This is a genomic window from Hoyosella subflava DQS3-9A1 (genome assembly GCF_000214175.1).
Lineage (GTDB): Bacteria > Actinomycetota > Actinomycetes > Mycobacteriales > Mycobacteriaceae > Hoyosella > Hoyosella subflava.
In genome coordinates this window covers 1,789,880-1,810,641 of record NC_015564.1, presented here as the reverse complement: position 1 = coordinate 1,810,641, position 20,762 = coordinate 1,789,880, and the positions used below count along the sequence as shown (strand labels likewise).

Sequence of the window (20,762 nt, the reverse complement as noted above, 5' to 3'; positions counted from 1 at the left end):
GTTAGTGCGCGTGACCGTGGCCCGCGGGGTGGCTCGGTGGGGGCGGGGCTTCCTCCCCCACTCGGCCGCGGGCCTCGGCAACGATGTCGGCGGCCGTGAGACGCACGTTCTCTGCGCCTTCTTCGGCCTTACGCGCGCCCTTGATGCCCAGCGCCGTTGCGGAAACTGCGATCTCACGGGTGGGTGTCTTTTTGGCGACCCATCGAGCGCCGTTGTATGCCGCGACGCCGACAACACCAGTGACGACCGTTCCCAGCGCCTTTCCGAGTAACACGCCGTGAATCACGATGCCTCCTTACGGTCCTGCTCGAGATGTTCGGGACCTCGCCTTGATTCTGCCCCATTCCGGCGGGTTTGTGGCATGAGAGGGATAACTGGGGCGCAACACCGCCTCCAGCAAGACCGACGGATGACGGCTACGTCCATCGGGCAGTGGTGGCTTCACCCTCGCGGCAGGTGAGTGAATTTCATCTTGACCGTCGAATCGGTAGGAACGCCGACATCAAGCTCTCGCCCACGTCTCGCCCAACTTCCCAGAGAACCGGGTCGGCACCGGTCGAGAACGACCTCGCTGTCGCCGGATTACCTCTGGATGGCATCGACAGGCGGATACGGCCCCGCGATGTGCAGCGATACACACATATCCATCCAAAACCTTGGTGAACGCGCCGAAGCTCACCGGCCGGTGTTCCCTGGACCGATCCGGCTCCACATCCGCAATTGGTGCTAGCAGCCAAACTGCTGGTCTGCTGACGCAAGGCCGGGATCGAGGCCTGGCCTCGCTCAGATCTTGTTGCCGTGATATTGCCCACAGCAACAAATACCTTGGACACCTTGACCCATGTTTATTACCTGGGACATGCTGTCTCAATAAGGATGCGCGTTCAAGCGCAAGGAAGAATCGGGGACTGCAATGGCGCAGAACCATTTGACTCACTCGTCGCCTTGCGCGATCGGCCACAAGTTCCAGCCGAACGCGAGCCGCGTAGCGATGCCAGTTTGCGGCCACGTCCAGTTGTCGGACGCATCGGCACTCATCCCCCACCGTCCTCGGGAACAGAGCGAATTCCCGCGCAGCCGCCGCGGCATAGACTCACCGGTTTCAAGGAGCTTCGATGACAAGCACTGGCCGGAAAACTTCGATTACGTCGGCAAGAAGGTCGTCGTGATCGGTAGTGGCGCAACCGCGGTCACGCTCGTTCCGGCTGTGGCCGACGACGCCGCGCACGGGTTTCCTCAAGGAGCTGCGGCACCGAGCGCTCGCGGACGGCGTGCTCGAACTGACCCGCGGCTGACAACCACCACACATTCAGACGAAGGAGACACAAATGACTCTCACCGATGAACAGGTATACGCTGAGCGACTTCAGACTCTGTCCGAAGGTTCCGTTCACATCAGCTTCGACCCTTACAAGGACATCGACTGGGACAACCCGGACTGGGCCGTCGACCCCACCGACACCCGATGGATCCTGCCGAAAGTCGACCCGCTTGGCAGCCACGCATGGTATCTGTCACAGCCAGTTGAGAAGCAAATTGCGATCGGAATGTGGCGCCAGGCAAACGTCGCCCGCGTCGGACTGCATTTCGAGCAGCTGTTAATCCGGGCCTTTATGCAGTACATGGTCCGCCTCGAAAACAACGACCCGGCGTTCCGGTACATCACGCACGAGGCTGCCGAAGAGTGCAACCACACCCTGATGTTCCAGGAGATGGTGAACCGCATCGGCGCAGACGTGCCCGGCATGGACCCGATCAGCCGCAAGCTGACCCTTGCGATCTGGCCCGCCGTGTCGTTCTTTCCCGAGTTGTTCTTCGTGATGATCCTCGGCGGTGAAGAGCCGATCGACCACCTGCAGAAGGAGATCCTTCGCGGCGGCGACACGATTCACCCAATGCTCACCCGGATCATGCAGATCCACGTGGCCGAAGAGGCGCGGCATATTTCGTTCGCACACGAGTACCTCAAGCTCAACGTGCCGAAAGCGAACTTCGCCAAGAAGGCAGCGCTCTCGGTGGCTACTCCAATCGTCATGCGGCTCATGGCCGAGATGCTCGCGGCGCCGCCAGCGCAGTTCCGCAGGGAATTTGACATTCCGGACTCGGTCATCGAGGAGCTCTACTGGAACAGCAATCAGGGAAAGGACACGTTACGGCGAATCTTCGCCGATGTCCGTGCACTGTCCGAGAACATCGGGCTCATGAACCCCGTGGGGCGACTCGCCTGGCGGCTCTGTGGCATCGACGGCCGCGCATCGCGCTACCGAGGCGAACCCGGCCGCATGCTCGCCAAGCGTGATGCCTTCACCGAGTTGCCCAGAACGGCTTAGGGACGCTCCGAAATTCTCAGCGCACGAGAGGGGCCGAATCCAATGGATGATATTCGAATTGATGCGCCAGCCGGGACGATCGACGGCGCATTCGAAAAGCCGGACGGTGAGGGACCGTGGCCGGGCGTAGTGGTGGTACACGACCTACTGGGATTGAGCACTGACGCTCGCAACATTACCCGGCGGTTCGCCGACGCCGGGTTCCTCGCCGTTGCACCCGACCTCTATGCACGAGGCGGCAAGGTCCGTTGTGTCCAGAGGGTGATGCGCGAGATGCTGATGCGCCGAGGCAACGCCGTGGACGACATACTCGCCGCCCGCGACGCGCTCACCGCGCGCCCGGACTGCTCCGGCAAGGTCGGGGTCGTCGGATTCTGCCTCGGTGGAGGATTCGCACTTCTCATGTCTCCTAAAGGTTTCGGTGCTGCAGCCCCGTTCTATCCGTCCATCCCGCCGCTGTACGACAGCGTCGTTACGGGTGGTTGCGCGATCGTCGCGAGCTACGGAAAGCGTGATCCTCTGAACCCTGGCAACGCTGGCCGGCTCCGGACAGTGCTTGAGCGCAAGGGCATCGAGCATGACATCAAGGTGTATGCCAACGCTGGCCACAGCTTTGCTAACGATGTTCCAGTGCAACCGGTCGCCAGGATCGTGGGCTTTGGATACGACGCCGAAGCAACCGAAGACGCGTTCGCACGCACCTTCGCCTTCTTCCACAAGCATCTCGCAGAAAACTGATGGCCGTAGAGCCCCAACCTGCCAACCGCACATGCAGTCTCGCTTCACTAACCTGACCAAATCACTCTCAATCGACGAACGGAAGTTGGCCGGGACCGACCGAAAGCTAAGCATGGGCTATCTGAAGGAGCTCACCATCGCACTCCTTAAGTCCATTCCGACCGTGCACGGACTGCCCACCACCGGCTGGTGCGCGTCCCCACTGCGATGGGCTTACCGGCACTTCCACTCCGATCTGACCCGACTCGTGCTCGGCAATCGCTGTGCAGACGCGGTAGGCGGGGTCTTCGAGTTGCTCGACATGTCACGGTTTGCCGCAACGCTCGTCGCGCGGCACCCTGTGTCTCCATTTGGAGCCGGGCGCTACCACCCTGAAGCCAGCTGAACCGAACATAATGCTCGAAGAGAGGAATGCACATGAGCCGGAAACCGTGGAGAGTGAGCGACGAGGTGCTCACGCGGGCCGTCGAACTGAATAGAGACTCGCTGACAGTCGACATGCATACGCATGGGCGGAGCATTGTGCCCGAAGCGCTGCGCATGGCCGCCGAGCGCGTCTTCCCGGTTCCTCGCGACCCCTTGGCGAATCTCGCCGCAGGGGCAGTGAATGTCGCGGTCGTTACGGCCATCGGGGACCCGATCGGGACGGCATGGCGTCCCCGTTCAGCGTGGAGCGGGGTGCGCGAGCAGCTTGCGCGCGCACGCGGTGAAGGCGCTGACGCAGCGATATCGGTTATCACGGAGGCTGTCAGCCTGCCCGCTGCCGATTCGACTGTCATTGTGCTCGGCGTCGAAGGCTCCGACGTCGTGGGTGACGATCCTTCTCGGCTGAGCGAACTGCACGAGATGGGTGTGCGCCTGCTCGGCCTCGTCCATTACCGCGACAACGGGATTGGTACCATCAGCACGTCTTTGGCCGGCAAGAGGGGAAGCCGCGCCGTTCGGTCGGGCCGCAGGACAGCAGGCCTGACGCCCTTGGGCAGGGAAGTCATAAGTGAGATGAACCGACTCGGCATGGTCGTGGACCTGGCTCACGCTGACCGGGCCACCACGATCGCCGCATGCGAGCAGTCGAACGCGCCTGTGATCAGCTCTCACACTGCAGCGGCGTCAGTGAAAGAGTTCCCCCGTTACATCGGCGACGACGAGGCCGAGGCCATCGCTGACACCGGTGGACTTGTCGGCCTGTGGCCGATGCGGTTGCGTGACGCCGCCATGGTCGACTTGGACGATTTTGCCCGCCATGCGTCGCATCTGGCAGACCTGATTGGCCCGGAGCATCTCTGCATCGGGACGGACATGAATGGCGTGGTGAGTTATGCCCACGGATTCGGTGGCTCCAAAGACTTCCCCATGCTTGCGGCCGCGCTGCTACAAGCAGGGTTCGCGTCAGGTGAGGTCGCTGCGATTCTGGGAGCCAACGCGCAGCGCGTGCTGGCCAAGGTGCTGTCAACTGGGAACGGTACGCCGTGACGCACAACCGGGCATGATCGCACCACATCACGCAACTGACAGCACCCTACGCGCTGATTCCCGCAGTCAGGATCGACGCGAGTTCCCGATAGGCGCGGGCATCGTCGAGTCCCGTCGTCTGACGCACTCCACCCTGCTGGATACGCACCATCATTGTGGCGACCAAGTCGGCGGCGAATGCGGCGTGTACGTCCCGGAACTCGCCGGCGGTAACGCCTTCAGTGATCAGCGCCTGCACGCGCCGCGCGGCAATTCTCGTATTCTGCTCGTATACCTCGCGGGCTGGAGCGAACGCATCGAGATCTGCCATGAACTGATCTGACGCGGGCGTGAGCACGGCTCCCACACCAGAGAGGTATGCGACGATTCTGTCGCGCGCTCCCCTGACGCCTGTGATCTGCGCTTCGATGCTGTCGGTAGCTCCGCGGAAGTAGTGCACCGTGACGGCGCGGACGAGTTGCTCTTTGCTGCCAGCCAGTGTGTAGAGCGTCGACTTGGAGCAGCGCAGCCGGCCAGCTATTTCGTCCAGCGTGAGGTGCGCGAAGCCCTCTGCGAGGAACAGGGCAAGCAACTCGTCGAAAAGCTCGCTGCGCCGCTTCGTCGCGAAGCTAGAGGGCCGGTTCATGAGGCCAATAGTACTGAGATGCCTGTTGCAGTACTAGTTTGTTCGCAGTACTGTAGCTCGTAACACAGTACTACTTCGCGTTCCAGGGGTGATTTCGTGGCAGTCGACCGACTTTTGCCAACAGAAGAAGCACGAGACCTCATCGCGCTGACTCGCGATGTTGCCGACAAAGTACTCACGCCCCGTGTTGATCAGCACGAGAAGACCGAGACCTACCCCGAAGGGGTCTTCGCTACACTCGGCGAAGCCGGACTGCTGAGCCTCCCCTACGCGGAGGAATGGGGCGGCGGTGGCCAGCCGTACGAGGTCTACCTGCAGATGCTCGAAGAACTCGGGGCGCGCTGGGCCGCCGTCGCGGTCGCCGTCAGTGTCCACAGCCTCGCCTGCCACCCCCTCAACGCGTTTGGTACCGACGAGCAGAAGCAGAAATGGCTGCCGGAATTGCTGGGTGGCAGCACAATCGGCGCCTACAGTCTTTCCGAGCCCCAGGCTGGCTCCGATGCATCCGCGCTGGCATGTAAGGCCACACGAACCGACGGCGGGTACATCATCAACGGCGCCAAAGCCTGGATCACCCATGGCGGGATCGCCGATTACTACAACCTGTTCGCACGCACCGGTGAGGGTTCGCGCGGCATCTCGTGCTTCCTGGTCCCCCGGGACACCCCCGGGCTTACCTTCGGTAAACCCGAGGAGAAAATGGGCCTGCACGCCGTGCCCACAACAGCGGCACACTACGACGACGTGTTCCTTCCGCACGAGTGCCGTATCGGAGCGGAAGGCCAGGGACTGCAGATCGCCTTCAGTGCACTCGATTCCGGTCGGCTCGGAATTGCCGCTGTCGCAACAGGACTAGCGCAGGCCGCTCTTGACGAAGCGGTTGCGTATGCGAAGGAGCGTCAGACTTTCGGCAAGCGCATCATCGACCACCAAGGTCTGGGTTTCGTTCTGGCCGATATGGCAGCGGCGGTGGACTCGGCACGGGCCACATATCTCGATGCTGCGAGACGCCGCGACGCGGGACTCCCGTACTCGCGCAACGCTTCTGTCGCGAAGCTTGTCGCCACCGATGCCGCCATGAAGGTCACCACCGATGCTGTCCAGGTGTTCGGCGGGTACGGCTACACGCGCGAGTTCCGCGTCGAACGCCTCATGCGCGAAGCGAAGATCATGCAAATCTTCGAAGGCACCAATCAGATTCAGCGACTGGTGATCAGCCGGTCACTCGCACAGTAGTTTCAGCGATACAAGGAAGGCCCTCCATGACCAATCCGCAATCGAGCGCGGCGGAATCTCGCACTGCTGTCATCGTCGCAGGCGCGCGTACTCCTACTGCCCGACTGATGGGTGCACTCAAAGACTTCACCGGCGCCGACCTCGGAGCGGTCGCGATCTCGGGTGCGCTGCAGAAATCCGGGGTCGCTCCGGCTGACGTCGAATACGTGATCATGGGGCAGGTACTGACCGCCGGTGCAGGACAGATGCCTGCACGCCAGGCTGCCGCAAAAGCCGGAATTCCCATGAGTACGCCTGCGCTCAACATCAACAAGGTGTGTCTCTCTGGCGTTCAGTCGATCATCCTCGCGGACCAATTTATCCGGTCCGGTGCATACGACATAGTCGTCGCCGGAGGTATGGAGTCCATGAGCCAGGCACCGCACCTGCTCCCCCGCTCCCGCGGGGGGTACAAGTATGGGGACGTCACAATGATCGACCACATGGCGTTCGACGGCCTCCACGACGCGTTCACCGATCAGCCGATGGGTCTTCTCACCGACGCCGGCACCGCCGACAGCATCTCGCGAACCGAGCAGGACGAGTTCGCTGCTCGGTCGCAACAGCGCGCGGCCGCGGCCTGGGAGAACGGAACATTCGACGAAGAGGTCGTTCCCGTCGAAATCCCCGGCCGGAAGGGCACAAGCACCTGGCTCTCGCGCGACGAGGGCGTGCGCGCCGAGACCACCGCCGAGAGTCTCGCGAAACTGCGGCCAGCGTTCAGCGCGAACGGAACCGTCACGGCGGGGAATGCGTCCCCCATTAACGACGGCGCATGCGCGGTTGTCGTCATGAGCAAGCAGCGCGCCGAAGCGCTGGGGCTGACCTGGATCGCCGAGATCGGTGCACACGGAATGGTGTCCGGGCCTGACTCTGGCCTGCACACGCAGCCGTCCCGCGCGATCGCTGCCGCGTGTAAGGCGGAGGGAATCGATCCGTCGGACCTCGACCTCATCGAAATCAATGAGGCCTTCGCCGCGGTAGGAATCGCTTCGACCCGTGACCTCGGCGTCGATGCGGAGCGGGTCAACGTCAACGGCGGGGCGATCGCAATTGGGCATCCGATTGGCATGTCCGGTGCCCGAATCGCCCTGCATCTCGCACTGGAACTGCGCCGCCGCGGCGGCGGATCCGGCGCAGCAGCACTATGCGGTGGTGGCGGACAGGGTGACGCACTGATCCTGCACGTGCCAGCGGTCTAACGGCGAAAGGGAGAGTTCGTGGATATCAACGGTTCTGTCGCGGTGATTTCCGGTGGCGCGTCCGGTCTTGGACACGCCACCGCGAAAGCGCTGAACAAGCTCGGCGCTAAGGTCGTCCTGCTGGACCTGCCCTCGCCCAGGGGTGACGACGCGGCACGTGAGATCGGTGACGGCGCGGTCTTCATTCCCACCGACGTGACGTCTGCCGAGCAGGCTGAGGCTGCCATCGGTCAGGCAGCCGAACTGGGAGACATTCGTGTTGCGGTCAACTGTGCCGGTGTCGCGACTCCCGGTAAGGTACTCGGCCGCAGGGGCGTACTGCCGCTCGAGGACTTCGAGCGGGTCGTGCGCATCAACCTCGTCGGCACTTTCAACGTCATCCGCCTGGCGGCTGAGAAGATGTCCAAGACCGAGCCGATCAACGGTGAACGTGGCGTCATCATCGACACCGCCTCTGTTGCCGCTTTCGACGGCCAGATCGGCCAGGCCGCCTACGCTGCCTCCAAAGGCGGCGTCGCTGCTCTGACGCTTCCCGTTGCGCGTGAGCTCGCGAGCCACCTCATCCGTGTTGTCACGGTTGCACCTGGGATCTTCGAAACCCCCATGCTCCTCGGCCTACCCGAGGAAGCGCAAAAGTCGCTTGGTCAGCAAGTCCCCCATCCTTCGCGGCTCGGGAAACCCGGCGAGTACGCGGCACTCGTCACCCACATCATCGACAACCCGATGCTGAACGGCGAAACCATCAGGCTCGATGGCGCGATCCGGATGGCGCCGAAGTAAGACACCGGCACAATTGATGCGTGGCTACCTTCACGGACGCACTCCTTGCGCGGGCGCTCGTCTGCGACGGTGGTCTCGCCACAGCACTGGAAGCGCGCGGCCACAACCTCGCTGGAGGGTTGTGGTCCGCGCGTTTGCTGTTAGACACCCCCGACGAAATCGCAGCCGTGCATCGCGCCTTCTTCGCGGCCGGCGCCGACATCGCGATAACTGCGAGCTACCAAGCCTCGTTCCGCGGTTTCGCGAACTGCGGCATCGGCCGGCGCGGGACGGAACGTCTGCTGCGCCGCAGCGTCCGGATCGCAGCTGACGTACGGGACGAGTTCGGCCGGGGATTTGTCGCGGCGTCGATCGGCCCCTACGGTGCTGCAGCTGCCGACGGGTCCGAATACAAGGGGCGATACGGGCTGAGCGTTCGGGAACTCCGTGCGTGGCACCGACCGCGATTCGAGATCCTGGCCGACACGGGTGCTGACGTGCTCGCGGTTGAGACTATCCCCGACCTTGACGAGGCCGAGGCACTGGCCTCGTTGATTTCTGAATTCAGGGTTCCGGCCTGGCTGAGTTACACCATCGCCGGTGCAAGGACTCGTGCCGGGCAGCCCGTGTCCGATGCTTTCGAGGTGGCGTCTGAGATCGACTCGATCGTGGCGGTCGGGGTCAATTGCTGCGCTCCCGCCGACGTAATCCCCACAATCGATACCGCGCAGCATTCTGGTAAGCCTGTGATCGTCTATCCGAATAGCGGAGAAGGCTGGGACGCGGAGGCCGGGCGCTGGACCGGAAAATCCGAATTCAGCGTCAAGCTGGCGCGCCAATGGGCTGCCGCCGGTGCGCAGATTATCGGGGGTTGCTGCCGGGTTGGTGCGGGTGACATCGCGCAAGTGGCGAGTGCGCTCTCCCGTCCCACATGACAGGCCCATCAGTTGGGCGCTTTGGTTGCCGACTTCAAGGGAGCGAAAACGCGCGAGACGTTTGACGTATGCCCTTCCGTCAGTGGAGTCAATCTTCTGAACTTGATTCTTCCGTTCACGGCCGACGCTTGGGCATACCTCAGATCCTTCAGCACATTTCGATCGCCGTGACACCGAGCCGTTATCCTTGTCGAAGAATGAATCCCACATCGAGCCAGGCAGACGCCCACAAGGATCTGCCCTCACGTCACGAGCTGCGCACACTCCTCGATTCGCTCACCCTTCGAGATGCGCATCGACTTCACCAGCGGCTTCGGCATGCCAAGAACGCCGCTGATCGCTCGAAGATTGCGGCGGCCGCTCAGAAAGCCCAGCTCCGTGTCAGTGCCCGGCATGAAGCTGTACCCACCATCTCCTACCCACCTGAACTACCAGTATCAGAACGCCGCGATGACATCGCCGCCGCTATCCGCGACAACCAGGTAGTGATCGTCGCGGGCGAGACCGGATCCGGTAAAACGACACAGCTCCCCAAGATTTGCCTCGAACTCGGGCGCGGAATCCGCGGGACCATCGGCCATACTCAGCCGCGCAGACTCGCCGCCCGCACAGTGGCAGAACGCATTGCAGAAGAGCTTGACTGCGATCTAGGCACCGCAGTCGGCTACACCGTTCGCTTCACCGACCGCGTCTCCGAAACCACGCTCGTGAAGCTCATGACGGACGGCATTCTTCTCAACGAGATCCAGCGCGACCGGATGCTGCGCAACTACGACACACTCATCATCGATGAGGCCCACGAGCGCAGCCTCAACATCGACTTCATTCTCGGATACCTGAAGCAACTGCTGCCCCGCAGACCCGACCTGAAAGTGATCATCACTTCGGCGACAATTGACCCTGAGCGGTTCGCCGAGCAGTTCGCGACCGACGGTGTACCCGCGCCTATCGTCGAGGTCTCCGGACGCACCTACCCCGTCGAGATTCGCTATGAGCCCTTGACTGAGGAGCGACAACCGGATGCCCGCGACGATGCAACAGGCGGCAGCAGGACGACCGTGGAGAAGGACCCGGTCGACGCTATCTGCGATGCCGTTTCCGAGCTGTTGAGAGAAGGCCCCGGTGACATTTTGGTCTTCCTTTCGGGAGAGCGCGAAATTCGGGACACGGCCGACGCTCTGCACGACCGGAAGCTTCCGCGGGTCGACGTTCTTCCCTTGTATGCGCGACTTTCCGCCGCTGACCAGCATCGCGTATTCACCAAACACTCCGCGCGGCGTGTTGTGCTTTCCACCAACGTCGCCGAAACGTCGCTGACAGTTCCCGGCATCAAGTACGTCATCGATCCCGGTTACGCGCGTATCTCACGGTATTCGCTCCGGACCAAGGTGCAGCGACTGCCAATCGAACCGATATCGCAGGCATCGGCACGCCAGAGAGCAGGGCGTTGCGGGCGCGTATCCGACGGGATTTGCGTGCGCCTCTATTCTGAGCAGGACTTCGACGACCGGCCACTCTTCACCGATCCTGAAATTCTGCGCACAAACCTTGCTGCAGTAGTCCTGCAAATGGCGTCACTTGACCTCGGCGACGTCGCGGACTTCCCTTTCATCGATGCACCCGATCCGCGCAGCGTGCGAGACGGTGTCCGACTTCTCGAAGAACTCGGCGCCCTCGCCAAGCCCGGGGGCGGAAAACGTGGCCACACGCTCACCGAGGTAGGGCGCCAGCTTGCCGCGCTACCCATCGATCCCCGGCTCGGGCGCATGCTGGTCGAGGCGCACGCCAGTGGCTGTCTGCGTGAAGTGCTCACTGTAGTGGCAGGACTTTCGATTCAGGATGTGCGAGAACGCCCGAGTGAACAGCAACAGAAAGCTGATGAACTACATCGGCGGTTCGCTGAGTCAGGCTCCGACTTCCTTGCCTACCTCGACTTGTGGAATTACCTGCGTGAGACAAGGACCGAACTGTCGTCCAGCCAGTTCCGGAAACTTTGCCGAGGCGAGTTTCTGCACTGGCAGCGTATCCGCGAATGGCAGGACCTCCGCGGCCAGCTGAAACAGATCTGTTCCGGGCTCGGCTGGTTGCAGAATGAGAGCCCCGCGGCACCAGACACTGTCCATCAGGCCCTGCTTTCGGGGCTGCTGTCGCACATTGGTATGCGCGAAGCAGATACGCGTGAGTTCCTTGGCGCACGCGGGGCAAAGTTCATGGTGTTCCCGGGCTCCGCGCTCGCGAAGAAGCCACCCCAGTTCGTGATGGCCGCGGAACTTGTTGAAACATCCCGGCTCTGGGCGCGCACGGTGGCGAAAATCGAACCTGCCTGGGCCGAACGCCTCGCCGGGGACCTCGTCAAGCGCGTGTACTCCGAGCCGCACTGGTCCAGTAGACAAGGAGCGGTGCTCGCCTACGAGCGCGTCACCCTTTTTGGCGTCCCGCTCGCGGCAAAACGCCGCGTGAATTACGGATCAATCGATACGGAAACCTCTCGCGAACTGTTCATTCGTCACGCACTTGTCCAGGGCGAGTGGGACTTTCGGCACGAGTTTTTCACGCGGAATCGCGAACTGCTTGCCGACGTCGAGGATCTCGAAAATCGGGCAAGGCGTCGTGACATTCTCGTTGACGACGACACCCTGTTCGACTTTTACGATGCCCGACTCCCCGACACCGTTGTCTCAGCCCGGCATTTCGACAGCTGGTGGAAGAAGAAGAAACACTCGAACCCTGAACTATTGACCTTCACCACAGAAACGCTGGTGAACACAGATGCTGCAGCGGTGCATGCCCGAGACTTTCCCGATGCATGGAAGCAGGCCGACCTACTATTCCCGCTTTCGTACCACTTCGAGCCCGGCCACCCGCGCGACGGGGTAACAGTACAGATTCCCCTTTCACAGCTGGAACGTGTGCGACCGGTAGGGTTTGAATGGCTCGTACCCGGTCTGCGAAACGAACTTGCGGTCGCACTGATCAAAACACTCCCTAAGGCCGTGCGCCGTCAGGTCGTTCCCGCGCCAGACTTCGCTGCTGCAGCGTTGTCGGCCGTGAAGCCGCGCACGGAACCGATGCCCGTTGCTTTCGCGCGTGAATTGTCCCGACTCGGCGGGTTGCGTATTGAGCCGCATGATTTCACGCTTACTGAACTCCCTGATCACTTGCGGATGACTTTTGCCGTGATTGATGACAACGGCGACACCATACGTGCAGCGAAGGACCTCGATGAGCTGAAAGATGGTCTCGCCACAGCTGTCACGAAGGCGGTAGCGCGGGCCGGTTCTTCGGCAGAACGTCCGCCACGCTGGGCGTGGCCGGATTTTCCTGGCGGCCACATTCCCCGCGTGGTCGACCATCGCTCGCGCGGCAACATTGTCCGTGGCTACCCGGCGCTAGTTCTGGAGCCCCAGGGCATAGCCGTGCGCGTACTGAGCACCGCTGCCGCGCAGGACCATTCGATGGTGTCCGCAACACGTGCGCTCATCGCACATGAAGCCGGGCCCCTGCCAAAATCCGTGTTCAGCGGGTTTCCCGCGGCGCAGCGCCTCATACTGAACTACGCCCCAGCGGGGGGAATCGCACGCATCGCGGAGGACTGTCGTGACTGTGCGATTGATGTGCTTGTCACCCAATTCGGCGGTGTCGCCTGGGATGGCGCCACCTTCGCCTCGCTATCGGCGAAGGTGCGCTCAAATCTCACAGAACATACTCGCCACGTCCTCTTGCGTGTGGTACCGGTCCTGGAGGAGGCACACGCCCTGAGTGTGGTCCTCTCGGGGCGAACAGATGAAGCCGCACAGGACGTTTCCGATCAGCTGGCCGATCTTGTTTACCCTGGTTTCGTCACCGAGAGCGGCGCGGATCGGCTTCCCAGCCTCGTGCGGTACCTCACGGCGGCGCGGCGGCGGGTTGAGGCGCTGCCGGGCAGCGTGTCACGGGATTCTCGCGGGATGGCGGCGCTCGACCGGATCTACGCCCGACTGAGCGACACTCTGGAACGACTTCCACAAGCCGAGCGCACTAGCCCACGTGTGGACGAGGTTCACTGGATGATCGAAGAACTTCGGGTTAGCTTGTTCGCGCAAGCAGTCGGAACGGCGTACGCCATCTCTGAACAGCGGGTCGCAAACGCAATCGATGCTCTTACCGTCCGGTGACCCCGATCAATAGCCGAGGCTGTACCAGGTACGGGGCGGCAGCGGCTGCGGGTTCAAACTGACGGCGCTACCGAATGAGTTACTTGACTGCTGCGTGTAGATCGCCATGCCCGAAGGCGGCAGTGGTTGCGGATTGAGTGCGGCTGCCGCGCCGGCCGCTCCTAGCATTAAGGCTGCCCCTGCAACAAGTACGGTCAGGGCGGCTGGTATACGGGTCATGGCTGCTCCTTATAACGGAAGTGATGCACCCATAATCCGCAATCGACGTTCCCAGATGCAGCCACCCAAGGGGTGGACTCGTGCCACCCTTGCCACAGGGTCAAACCTGCGTCGTTTTATGTCTCTCACGGTGCTCTCGAAGGTCTTCGATCTCCTTCTCGAAGTCGTCAGCGGAGCTGAATGACCGGTAAACGGAGGCGAAGCGCAGATAGGCCACTTCGTCGAGGTCGCGCAGCGGCCCGAGGATTGCCAGCCCGATTTCATGACTGGGTACCTCGGCTGCTCCTGACGCACGGACGGTGTCTTCGACTTGCTGTGCGAGCTTGTTCAGAGCATCATCGTCCACCTGGCGGCCCTGGCAAGCGGAGCGCACCCCACGAACAACCTTTTCCCGACTGAATGGTTCGGTGACACCGCTGCGCTTCAGTACTGCGAGCACGGCCGTCTCGACCGTTGTGAACCGTCGGCCACATTCAGTGCAGGATCGCCGACGGCGAATTGCTTGTCCCTCGTCTGCTTCCCGCGAGTCGACTACGCGCGAACTCGCAGATTTGCAGAATGGACAACGCATATCTTCTCCTCGCTCACACCCAGCTTCGCGGTTTACGAACTGGGCACCGCTCGGGGTCGGTGGCCGAAACGCTTCCTCTATCCTCCCCGCCAGAGGGTCGAGCCGCCAACCACCCACTTCTTGGGCACTGTAGGACAGGTAGATGAATTCGGGCCGCGCTGCCCATTCCGAGTGCTTTCCTTTCCGAAAGTATGCGCTCGGGCGCGCCGCCGCAAGTGCGGTCAAATCGGGCAGGTACAGCAGCGCATCATCACCGTCGTGCTCGGGCAGTGCACTCATTGTGCGGGCTCCGCCGCACATTCCCCACTGCACGGGACGATGGGGGCAAGGAGAGATTGTCCAGGCGACACCATGGAGTTTCTCAGGCCGTTGAGATCGCGGATGCTCGCCACCGATACCTCCATCGGCATTGCGGGCGCTACGCGTCGAGCGACGTCACTTAGGGACTCACCTTGATTCACTGTCACGACGCCGACAGTCCCAGGTACGGAGTCTGGAACACCCCCGGTGGTAGGAGCGAAGACCAGGCCCCACAACGGTACCGCGCACATGGCGGCAACTACGGCCGCGAACATGAGCCTTAGCACGAGAGTGTCCTCGCGTGATTGCGGACGCGAACGCCCGCGTCGCGCTGGCGCACAACCAGGACGGCCGTGCACCTCGCGGTACCGCGGTCCGGGACGGCTCGGACGCCGCCACGTCTCCCGCTGCGTTCTGCGGCGGCGGGGCACAGCTCCCTCACGACGGCTGCCCCAGTCCACAGTCTGGTCGCGATCAAGGTGGAAGTGCGAAGCTCTCACCCCACTGCGCGCGCGGCTGACGCTGGACAAGCCCGACCGCATGCATGGGGCCGGAGAACTGTAGCGGGCGCTGAGGTTTCCCGTGTTGTCAGCGGGAGCAAACCGGACGCTCATAACAACCTCCACTCGATTCGGGCCCACCCACGCGGACCGCAGTTGCGCTCTCGACCATGCCCGGTTATTCGAACATGCGTTTGGCTCGATCGCACGTTCGATTGATATCACGCGACTCTGACAAGTTTTGCTCGAACTACCGAAACAGTCGAACAGGTGTTTGGAAAATCGTCGGGCGTTGACTATGGTCAACATCAGTCACACGTGGCACTGTCAGCCTTGGATTGACGGCCAGGAGGAGTCATCAACATGAGCGCTCGCCGGAGCACACGGACACCAGAGCCTGAGGCCGAGAACGCACTTCCGCCGTTGACTGCGCGGCAGCGCGAGGTGCTCAGCGTGATACGTGCATCCGTGATGGAGCGTGGTTATCCCCCTAGTGTGCGCGAGATTGGGGAAGCGGTCGGGCTGACTTCAACCTCGTCGGTGACGCATCAACTCCGGGCGCTCGAGCGCAAAGGCTACCTGCGGCGGGACCCGCATCGTCCTCGTGCCGTAGATGTGCGCGGCTCAGAGGACGACAGTTCCTCGAGCAACAGCACTAAGGCCTTCGGAAGTGGCGGCCGCGCCTCGCACGAAGTCGGCAGCTTTGGCGGCCACACGGTAACCCCGGTCTACGTACCTGTGGTGGGACGAATCGCTGCTGGCGGGCCGATTCTGGCAGAGCAGCAGATTGACGATGTGTTTCCCCTCCCCTCCGAACTGGTGGGCCAGGGTTCCCATTTTCTGCTGAAAGTTGTCGGGGAGTCCATGATCGAAGCGGCGATCTGCGATGGTGACTGGGTAGTTGTGCGTCAGCAGGAAGACGCGGTGAACGGCGATATTGTCGCGGCGATGATCGAGGGCGAAGCAACGGTCAAGACTTTCAAACGAACGAAAGATCACGTATGGCTGCTGCCGCAGAACCCAATCTTCGAGCCGATAGCAGGCGATGACGCCACGGTGCTCGGCAAGGTCGTGTCCGTGATCCGAAAGCTCTGAGCACGAGCTACTTTCGCCTCCACCAGAGAACTGTCGCACCAGCAATCAGCACGGAGATAAACAGCCCCACACCCACTGCCGCGACGCGCACACCGAAACTGTCCAGCGCGTCGTCGTCTGGCGGTGGCTCTGCAACGGTGCCTGCACCCGCTGGGTCTGATTGCGTCGGCACAGCCACGTCATCAGCGGGTTCCGGCGTAGCGGCGCGCTGAGCAACCTGAGACCACACATAGTCCTCGACGCCGCGAAGGATCTGGATCGGCGGAAGCGGTTCATTCGCATCCGGCGGACGTGCGGGATCGCCGGTGATGGGAAAGCCCAACTCCGATGCGGTGAGCAGATCACCGTCAGCAGTAAAGGCGATCGCTTCCCCCTGAGGCTCATTCGGGATCGGCAGGACGACAGGGTCCCGAGTGAGTGCATCGAGCAGGTCGCCGTCTTCGTCCGCGTAGAAGTAGACGTCGGTGTACGTTCGGACCGCTGCGATCGTTCCTTCGGCGTTCACCGCGCCGCCAGTGGCAAGGACTGAGCCGAATGGTCCAATGGGGCCGCCCGGGGTTTCTGTCATCGAAAATGTCAGTTCCCCCGCCTTCACGAGGTCCACGGGCCCAGGCGAGGGGAGGTCGTCAACAGATGTGCCGCCTTCTGGAACGTACACCTCTCCGACACCGACGCCTTTCGTCACGATGATCGGCATCCCAACACGGTCAAGCAGGATGGTCTCGGCGTCACGAGCGCCTTCCGGGTAACGCAGCCGATGGAGCACCGCGTTGGCACCATCGCGGTCCACGCTGAGCAGTGCAATTGTTTCGCGCGCCGCCCGGTTGTCCCCGACATCCGCTATCCACAGGCGGTCGCCTCGGGCGGTGAGGTCTTCCGGATCAAACGGATTGAGCTCGCTGCGCAACCATCTCGTCACCGTACAGTCGCCAGCGAGGACGTTCGCGAGCTCGGCCACGGCCACGCTGCTGCCGCCGTCCGGGATGGCGTACACAACCTCGTCAGCCACGATGAGTCCCGAGAGCTCCTCAAGTTCGCGATCAACGGGCACGCAGAGCGATTCCACGCTCGGCGGTCCGTCGGTTTCCTGCGCCCCCACCGGTGCAGCGAGCAACCCTGCCGCCAGCACAGCAGCAATACCGGCGCCCACAATGGATGAGCGCCGGTAGCTGGACCGAACGGGAATGTGGCGCATCCGCTAGAGTGCGAACTCCTGCAGGCTCGCCGCGAGTGAGTACGGTACGTGCGCCCGAATCCGGGTGCCTTCAGCCTCGTGCGTTTCGCCGGTGACCGTTCCCTCTGTGTGGATTCGTGCGACGAGCTCTCCACGTGCGTATGGCACTTCGACGAGCACCTCAACATCCTTGCGACCGAGTCTGTCAGCGAGTTGTTCCCGCAACGCGGTAAGCCCCGCACCAGAATGCGCCGAGACGAATACCGCGCCTGGCAGCGCCCGGCGGAGCTGCGCAAGCGCCATCGGGTCCGCGGCATCTGTCTTGTTAATCACGAGGAGCTCAGGAGGCGGCGTCGTGCCCTGCTCTTCAACAACCTCATTGATCACTTCGCGTACGGCCTTGATCTGTCCTAGCGGGAACTCGTCAGATCCGTCGACGACGTGCACCAGTACGTCAGCGTCCGTGACTTCCTCGAGTGTCGACCTGAACGCTTCGACGAGCTGGGTGGGCAGGTGCCGTACAAAACCTACGGTGTCAGTCAGCACGTACTCTCGACCGTCGTCCAGTGATGCCCGCCTGGTAGTCGGATCGAGTGTCGCGAACAGCGCGTTCTGAACGAGCACTCCCGCGCCGGTCAATGCGTTGAGCAGGCTCGATTTGCCGGCGTTCGTGTAGCCGACGATCGCTACCGACGGAACTTGGTTGCGCTGACGGCGCGCGCGCTTGGTGTCACGCGCACTTTTCATCGCCCTGATCTCCCGCTTGAGCTTCGCCATGCGTTCGCGGATCCGGCGACGGTCGGTTTCGATCTTCGTTTCACCAGGCCCGCGCAAACCTACGCCGCCATTACTGCCGGCGCGCCCGCCGGCCTGCCGCGAAAGGGCCTCGCCCCAGCCGCGCAGCCTCGGCAGCATGTATTCCATCTGCGCGAGCGTCACCTGAGCTTTGCCTTCACGCGAAGTCGCGTGCTGAGCGAAGATATCCAGAATCAAGGCCGTACGGTCGATCACCTTGACCTTGACGATCTTCTCCAGCGCGGTGAGCTGCGCAGGGGTGAGCTCGCCATCGCAGATCACGGTATCGGCGCCGGTCGAGAGCACGATCTCCCTAAGTTCAGCGGCTTTACCCGAGCCCAGGTAGGTCGCGGCGTCCGGCTTGTCACGTCGCTGGATGACGCCGTCGAGAACGGCGGAACCCGCAGTTTCCGCGAGTGCTGCCAGTTCCCGAAGACTTGCCTCAGCTTGGGCCGATGTGCCTTGCGTCCATACCCCAGCGAGCACGACTTTTTCGAGCCGTAGTTGCCGATATTCGACTTCTGTGATGTCGGTGAGCTCGGTCGATAGACCCGCAACGCGCCGCAGCGACGTGCGGTCTTCAAGTTGGAGTTCACCAACGGAGACGTCGGTGCGGGCGTCGCTCGCTTGTCCCCCAGGTTCCGCGAGCGGATCACCGTTGAGTTCGATCGCGCCGTCGTCCGGCGTGAAATCGTTATGTCCTAATGAATTCGTTGATTGCCGCAAACGCGCGGTCACCTTCCCCAGGTTCTGATGCGACTTTGTCAGTCCTTGTCACCGATGATACGGCGGTTCGTGACAATGGGCGATCGAGTTTCGTTCTAGGTAGCCTGCGCAGGGACGGCACCGACTTCTTTCTTATCGCCTGTCCCCACTACATCCCACCACTGACCTGCGATTTCTCCAGATGCGACGAGAACCGAAGGCCCCCGCAGAAATGAGGACTCGGCAGTGATAGTGACTGTTACTTCGCCGCCGGGGATCCGTACCACGACGCTGCCGGTGGATTCTCCGGTGGCAGCGAGCGCAGCAGCCGCAGCAGCCACGGTGCCGGTTCCGCATGAGCGTGTTTCACCAACGCCACGCTCATTCACCCGCATTTCGACTACCCCGTGCCGCAACGCGGTCAGAATTTCAATATTGACGCCGCGTGGAAAGAAGGACTTGTCGAACACCGGTTCCGAGACATCCAACTGCTTGAGTGATTCTGCTGTCAATGTGTCGTCGACACAGGCGAGATGTGGATTTCCCACGTCGATTCCCAGTCCCGTGAAGGTGCGTCCGCCAAGGGTCGCTTCGCTCTGCCCGAGCGACGTAACAGGACCCATCTCGACTGTCACTTCACCCAGGTAGGGACCTGCTTGATGCACAGTGACAGGGCGCGCGCCCGCGCGGCTGCCAACCGTGAATTCCGCCCTCGTTTCGAGGCCTGAAGTGCGGAGATAGTGCGCAAAGACGCGGACACCGTTCCCGCACATTTCAGCGATCGACCCGTCAGCGTTTCGGTAGTCCATGAACCAGTCGTCCGGCGCCACCCCAGCGGGAAGGTGACTCAGCACGCGCTTCTCGGCAAGGTCACCCGCACGGGCCACCCTGAGGACGCCGTCCGCTCCCAGACCCCGCTGACGGTCGCACAGCGCAGCTGTACGACTGACTGTCAGGTCAAGACGAACATCAGTGTCGCGCAAGATGATGAAATCGTTCTCGGTTCCGTGTCCCTTGGTGAAGGGGACTGCGTCCGCGAAATCACGCATCGTCATACCGCATAGGGTACTGACTTGCTTCTCGCCGGCCTAGGACGAGGTTCACGCCCGCTAGTCCTTGGGGCCACCGGCGACGTAGATGACCTGTCCGGACACGAAGCCTGCACCTTCACTCACAAGGAACGAAGCGGTGTGCGCGATGTCATCGGGCACGCCAACGCGGCCGACGGGGATTTCCTTCGCGGCGAGTTTCTTGAACTCGTCGAAGTCCATTCCCACCCGCGCGGCGGTCGCGGCTGTCATTTCTGTCGCGATGAAACCTGGGGCAATGGCGTTGGCGGTCACACCGAACTTGCCGAGCTCAATCGCGAGGGTTTTCGTGAATCCCTGCATTCCTGCTTTCGCTGCGGAATAGTTCGCCTGGCCACGGTTACCGAGCGCCGACGTGCTCGACAGGTTGACCACCCGGCCGAAACCCGCATCGACCATGTGTTTCTGCACGGCCTTGGTCATGAGGAACGCGCCACGCAGGTGGACACTCATCACAGCGTCCCAGTCGCTCACGGTCATTTTGAAAAGGAGATTGTCGCGAAGGATCCCCGCGTTGTTGACGAGGACTGTCGGCGAACCCAGTTCGGCGACGATCCGCTCCACGGCCTGTTGCACCGCTACTTCGTCGGATACGTCAGCTCCGACGGCGATCGCGCGGCCGCCACCGCTCGTGATCGCTGTGACCGTCGATTCACATGATTTTTCATCCAGGTCAACCACCGCCACTGCGAGTCCATCTTTCGCCAGTCGCTGAGCGACGGCAGAACCGATGCCGCGCGCCGCGCCTGTGACAATTGCTACCCGTGCTTCCGCAGCGGCCATGTATCACTCCTCCTCGTTGAAACGATCCGGTTAGAAACGTA

At 62.3% G+C, this 20,762-nt stretch carries 19 protein-coding genes; 10 read left to right on the top strand and 9 right to left on the bottom strand.

Annotated features, from left to right (window positions below; translation table 11 throughout):
- Position 1: 1 nt before the first annotated feature.
- On the bottom strand, positions 2-286 hold the full coding sequence (locus AS9A_RS08405; protein ID WP_013806542.1) for a DUF1490 family protein: 285 nt from the start codon (positions 284-286) through the stop codon (positions 2-4).
- Between the two features lie 816 nt (positions 287-1,102).
- Complete coding sequence (locus AS9A_RS24780) at positions 1,103-1,228, bottom strand: hypothetical protein (protein WP_272942037.1); 126 nt, start codon at positions 1,226-1,228, stop codon at positions 1,103-1,105.
- 100 nt (positions 1,229-1,328) lie between these two features.
- Between AS9A_RS24780 and AS9A_RS08395 the strand changes: the two genes are divergently transcribed.
- Genes AS9A_RS08395 through AS9A_RS08380 form a run of 4 tightly spaced genes read left to right on the top strand, consistent with a single transcriptional unit; the run spans position 1,329 to position 4,541 of the window.
- Positions 1,329-2,330 (top strand): AurF N-oxygenase family protein, encoded by a 1,002-nt coding sequence (locus tag AS9A_RS08395; RefSeq protein ID WP_013806538.1) that lies wholly within the window; start codon positions 1,329-1,331, stop codon positions 2,328-2,330.
- Positions 2,331-2,372: 42 nt separating this feature from the next.
- Positions 2,373-3,068 (top strand): dienelactone hydrolase family protein, encoded by a 696-nt coding sequence (locus AS9A_RS08390; RefSeq protein WP_013806537.1) that lies wholly within the window; start codon positions 2,373-2,375, stop codon positions 3,066-3,068.
- A gap of 31 nt (positions 3,069-3,099) precedes the next feature.
- A complete protein-coding gene (locus AS9A_RS08385) occupies positions 3,100-3,453 on the top strand; it encodes a hypothetical protein (protein WP_041450956.1) in 354 nt (117 codons plus the stop codon).
- A gap of 32 nt (positions 3,454-3,485) precedes the next feature.
- A complete protein-coding gene (locus AS9A_RS08380) occupies positions 3,486-4,541 on the top strand; it encodes a dipeptidase (protein WP_013806535.1) in 1,056 nt (351 codons plus the stop codon).
- A gap of 46 nt (positions 4,542-4,587) precedes the next feature.
- On the opposite strand, the gene AS9A_RS08375 is transcribed toward AS9A_RS08380, so the two are convergent.
- Positions 4,588-5,166 (bottom strand): TetR/AcrR family transcriptional regulator, encoded by a 579-nt coding sequence (locus tag AS9A_RS08375; RefSeq protein ID WP_013806534.1) that lies wholly within the window; start codon positions 5,164-5,166, stop codon positions 4,588-4,590.
- Positions 5,167-5,262: 96 nt separating this feature from the next.
- Between AS9A_RS08375 and AS9A_RS08370 the strand changes: the two genes are divergently transcribed.
- The 5 genes from AS9A_RS08370 (at position 5,263) to hrpA (ending at position 13,491) form a co-directional block, all read left to right on the top strand.
- Positions 5,263-6,402, top strand: coding sequence for an acyl-CoA dehydrogenase family protein (locus tag AS9A_RS08370; RefSeq protein WP_013806533.1), 1,140 nt, complete (start codon positions 5,263-5,265; stop codon positions 6,400-6,402).
- Between the two features lie 26 nt (positions 6,403-6,428).
- A complete protein-coding gene (locus AS9A_RS08365; RefSeq protein WP_013806532.1) occupies positions 6,429-7,643 on the top strand; it encodes an acetyl-CoA C-acetyltransferase in 1,215 nt (404 codons plus the stop codon).
- Positions 7,644-7,661: 18 nt separating this feature from the next.
- Positions 7,662-8,423 carry a 3-hydroxyacyl-CoA dehydrogenase gene (locus AS9A_RS08360; RefSeq protein ID WP_013806531.1) on the top strand — a complete coding sequence of 254 codons (762 nt, stop codon included), beginning with the start codon at positions 7,662-7,664 and terminating at the stop codon, positions 8,421-8,423.
- A 20-nt stretch (positions 8,424-8,443) separates the two neighbouring features.
- The gene (gene mmuM / locus AS9A_RS08355) at positions 8,444-9,337 is read left to right on the top strand and encodes a homocysteine S-methyltransferase (protein ID WP_013806530.1); all 894 of its coding nucleotides are present in this window, start codon (positions 8,444-8,446) and stop codon (positions 9,335-9,337) included.
- Positions 9,338-9,534: 197 nt separating this feature from the next.
- Entirely contained in the window at positions 9,535-13,491 is a 3,957-nt protein-coding gene (hrpA, locus tag AS9A_RS08350) for an ATP-dependent RNA helicase HrpA (RefSeq protein WP_013806528.1), read from the top strand.
- Positions 13,492-13,497: 6 nt separating this feature from the next.
- Here hrpA and AS9A_RS08345 read toward each other — a convergent pair whose 3' ends face one another.
- Both AS9A_RS08345 and nrdR read right to left on the bottom strand, forming a co-directional pair.
- Positions 13,498-13,710, bottom strand: a complete 213-nt coding sequence (locus tag AS9A_RS08345) for a hypothetical protein (protein ID WP_041450955.1) — start codon at positions 13,708-13,710, stop codon at positions 13,498-13,500.
- A gap of 100 nt (positions 13,711-13,810) precedes the next feature.
- Positions 13,811-14,281 (bottom strand): transcriptional regulator NrdR, encoded by a 471-nt coding sequence (gene nrdR, locus AS9A_RS08340; protein WP_041451708.1) that lies wholly within the window; start codon positions 14,279-14,281, stop codon positions 13,811-13,813.
- Between the two features lie 1,163 nt (positions 14,282-15,444).
- Between nrdR and lexA the strand changes: the two genes are divergently transcribed.
- Positions 15,445-16,176 carry a transcriptional repressor LexA gene (gene lexA / locus AS9A_RS08335; RefSeq protein ID WP_013806525.1) on the top strand — a complete coding sequence of 244 codons (732 nt, stop codon included), beginning with the start codon at positions 15,445-15,447 and terminating at the stop codon, positions 16,174-16,176.
- A 7-nt stretch (positions 16,177-16,183) separates the two neighbouring features.
- On the opposite strand, the gene AS9A_RS08330 is transcribed toward lexA, so the two are convergent.
- The 4 genes from AS9A_RS08330 to AS9A_RS08315 all read right to left on the bottom strand — a co-directional run bounded on the left by AS9A_RS08330 (position 16,184) and on the right by AS9A_RS08315 (position 20,721).
- Positions 16,184-17,371, bottom strand: a complete 1,188-nt coding sequence (locus AS9A_RS08330) for a hypothetical protein (RefSeq protein WP_013806524.1) — start codon at positions 17,369-17,371, stop codon at positions 16,184-16,186.
- A 3-nt stretch (positions 17,372-17,374) separates the two neighbouring features.
- Positions 17,375-18,814, bottom strand: a complete 1,440-nt coding sequence (gene hflX / locus AS9A_RS08325; protein WP_049793869.1) for a GTPase HflX — start codon at positions 18,812-18,814, stop codon at positions 17,375-17,377.
- A 152-nt stretch (positions 18,815-18,966) separates the two neighbouring features.
- Positions 18,967-19,905, bottom strand: coding sequence for a diaminopimelate epimerase (gene dapF / locus AS9A_RS08320; RefSeq protein WP_013806522.1), 939 nt, complete (start codon positions 19,903-19,905; stop codon positions 18,967-18,969).
- Positions 19,906-19,959: 54 nt separating this feature from the next.
- Positions 19,960-20,721: an SDR family oxidoreductase gene (locus AS9A_RS08315; RefSeq protein WP_013806521.1), complete on the bottom strand. Its 762-nt coding sequence runs from the start codon at positions 20,719-20,721 to the stop codon at positions 19,960-19,962.
- Positions 20,722-20,762: the final 41 nt, after the last annotated feature.

Excerpts from the sequence above, each read along its gene's own strand:
- AS9A_RS08395 (WP_013806538.1), top strand. The coding sequence starts at position 1,329 with ATGACTCTCACCGATGAACAGGTATACGCTGAGCGACTTCAGACTCTG.
- AS9A_RS08390 (WP_013806537.1), top strand. The coding sequence starts at position 2,373 with ATGGATGATATTCGAATTGATGCGCCAGCCGGGACGATCGACGGCGCA.
- AS9A_RS08385 (WP_041450956.1), top strand. The coding sequence starts at position 3,100 with ATGCAGTCTCGCTTCACTAACCTGACCAAATCACTCTCAATCGACGAA.
- AS9A_RS08380 (WP_013806535.1), top strand. The coding sequence starts at position 3,486 with ATGAGCCGGAAACCGTGGAGAGTGAGCGACGAGGTGCTCACGCGGGCC.
- AS9A_RS08375 (WP_013806534.1), bottom strand. The coding sequence starts at position 5,166 with ATGAACCGGCCCTCTAGCTTCGCGACGAAGCGGCGCAGCGAGCTTTTC.
- AS9A_RS08365 (WP_013806532.1), top strand. The coding sequence starts at position 6,429 with ATGACCAATCCGCAATCGAGCGCGGCGGAATCTCGCACTGCTGTCATC.
- hrpA (WP_013806528.1), top strand. The coding sequence starts at position 9,535 with ATGAATCCCACATCGAGCCAGGCAGACGCCCACAAGGATCTGCCCTCA.
- AS9A_RS08345 (WP_041450955.1), bottom strand. The coding sequence starts at position 13,710 with ATGACCCGTATACCAGCCGCCCTGACCGTACTTGTTGCAGGGGCAGCC.
- nrdR (WP_041451708.1), bottom strand. The coding sequence starts at position 14,281 with ATGCGTTGTCCATTCTGCAAATCTGCGAGTTCGCGCGTAGTCGACTCG.
- lexA (WP_013806525.1), top strand. The coding sequence starts at position 15,445 with ATGAGCGCTCGCCGGAGCACACGGACACCAGAGCCTGAGGCCGAGAAC.
- AS9A_RS08330 (WP_013806524.1), bottom strand. The coding sequence starts at position 17,371 with ATGCGCCACATTCCCGTTCGGTCCAGCTACCGGCGCTCATCCATTGTG.
- dapF (WP_013806522.1), bottom strand. The coding sequence starts at position 19,905 with ATGACGATGCGTGATTTCGCGGACGCAGTCCCCTTCACCAAGGGACAC.
- AS9A_RS08315 (WP_013806521.1), bottom strand. The coding sequence starts at position 20,721 with ATGGCCGCTGCGGAAGCACGGGTAGCAATTGTCACAGGCGCGGCGCGC.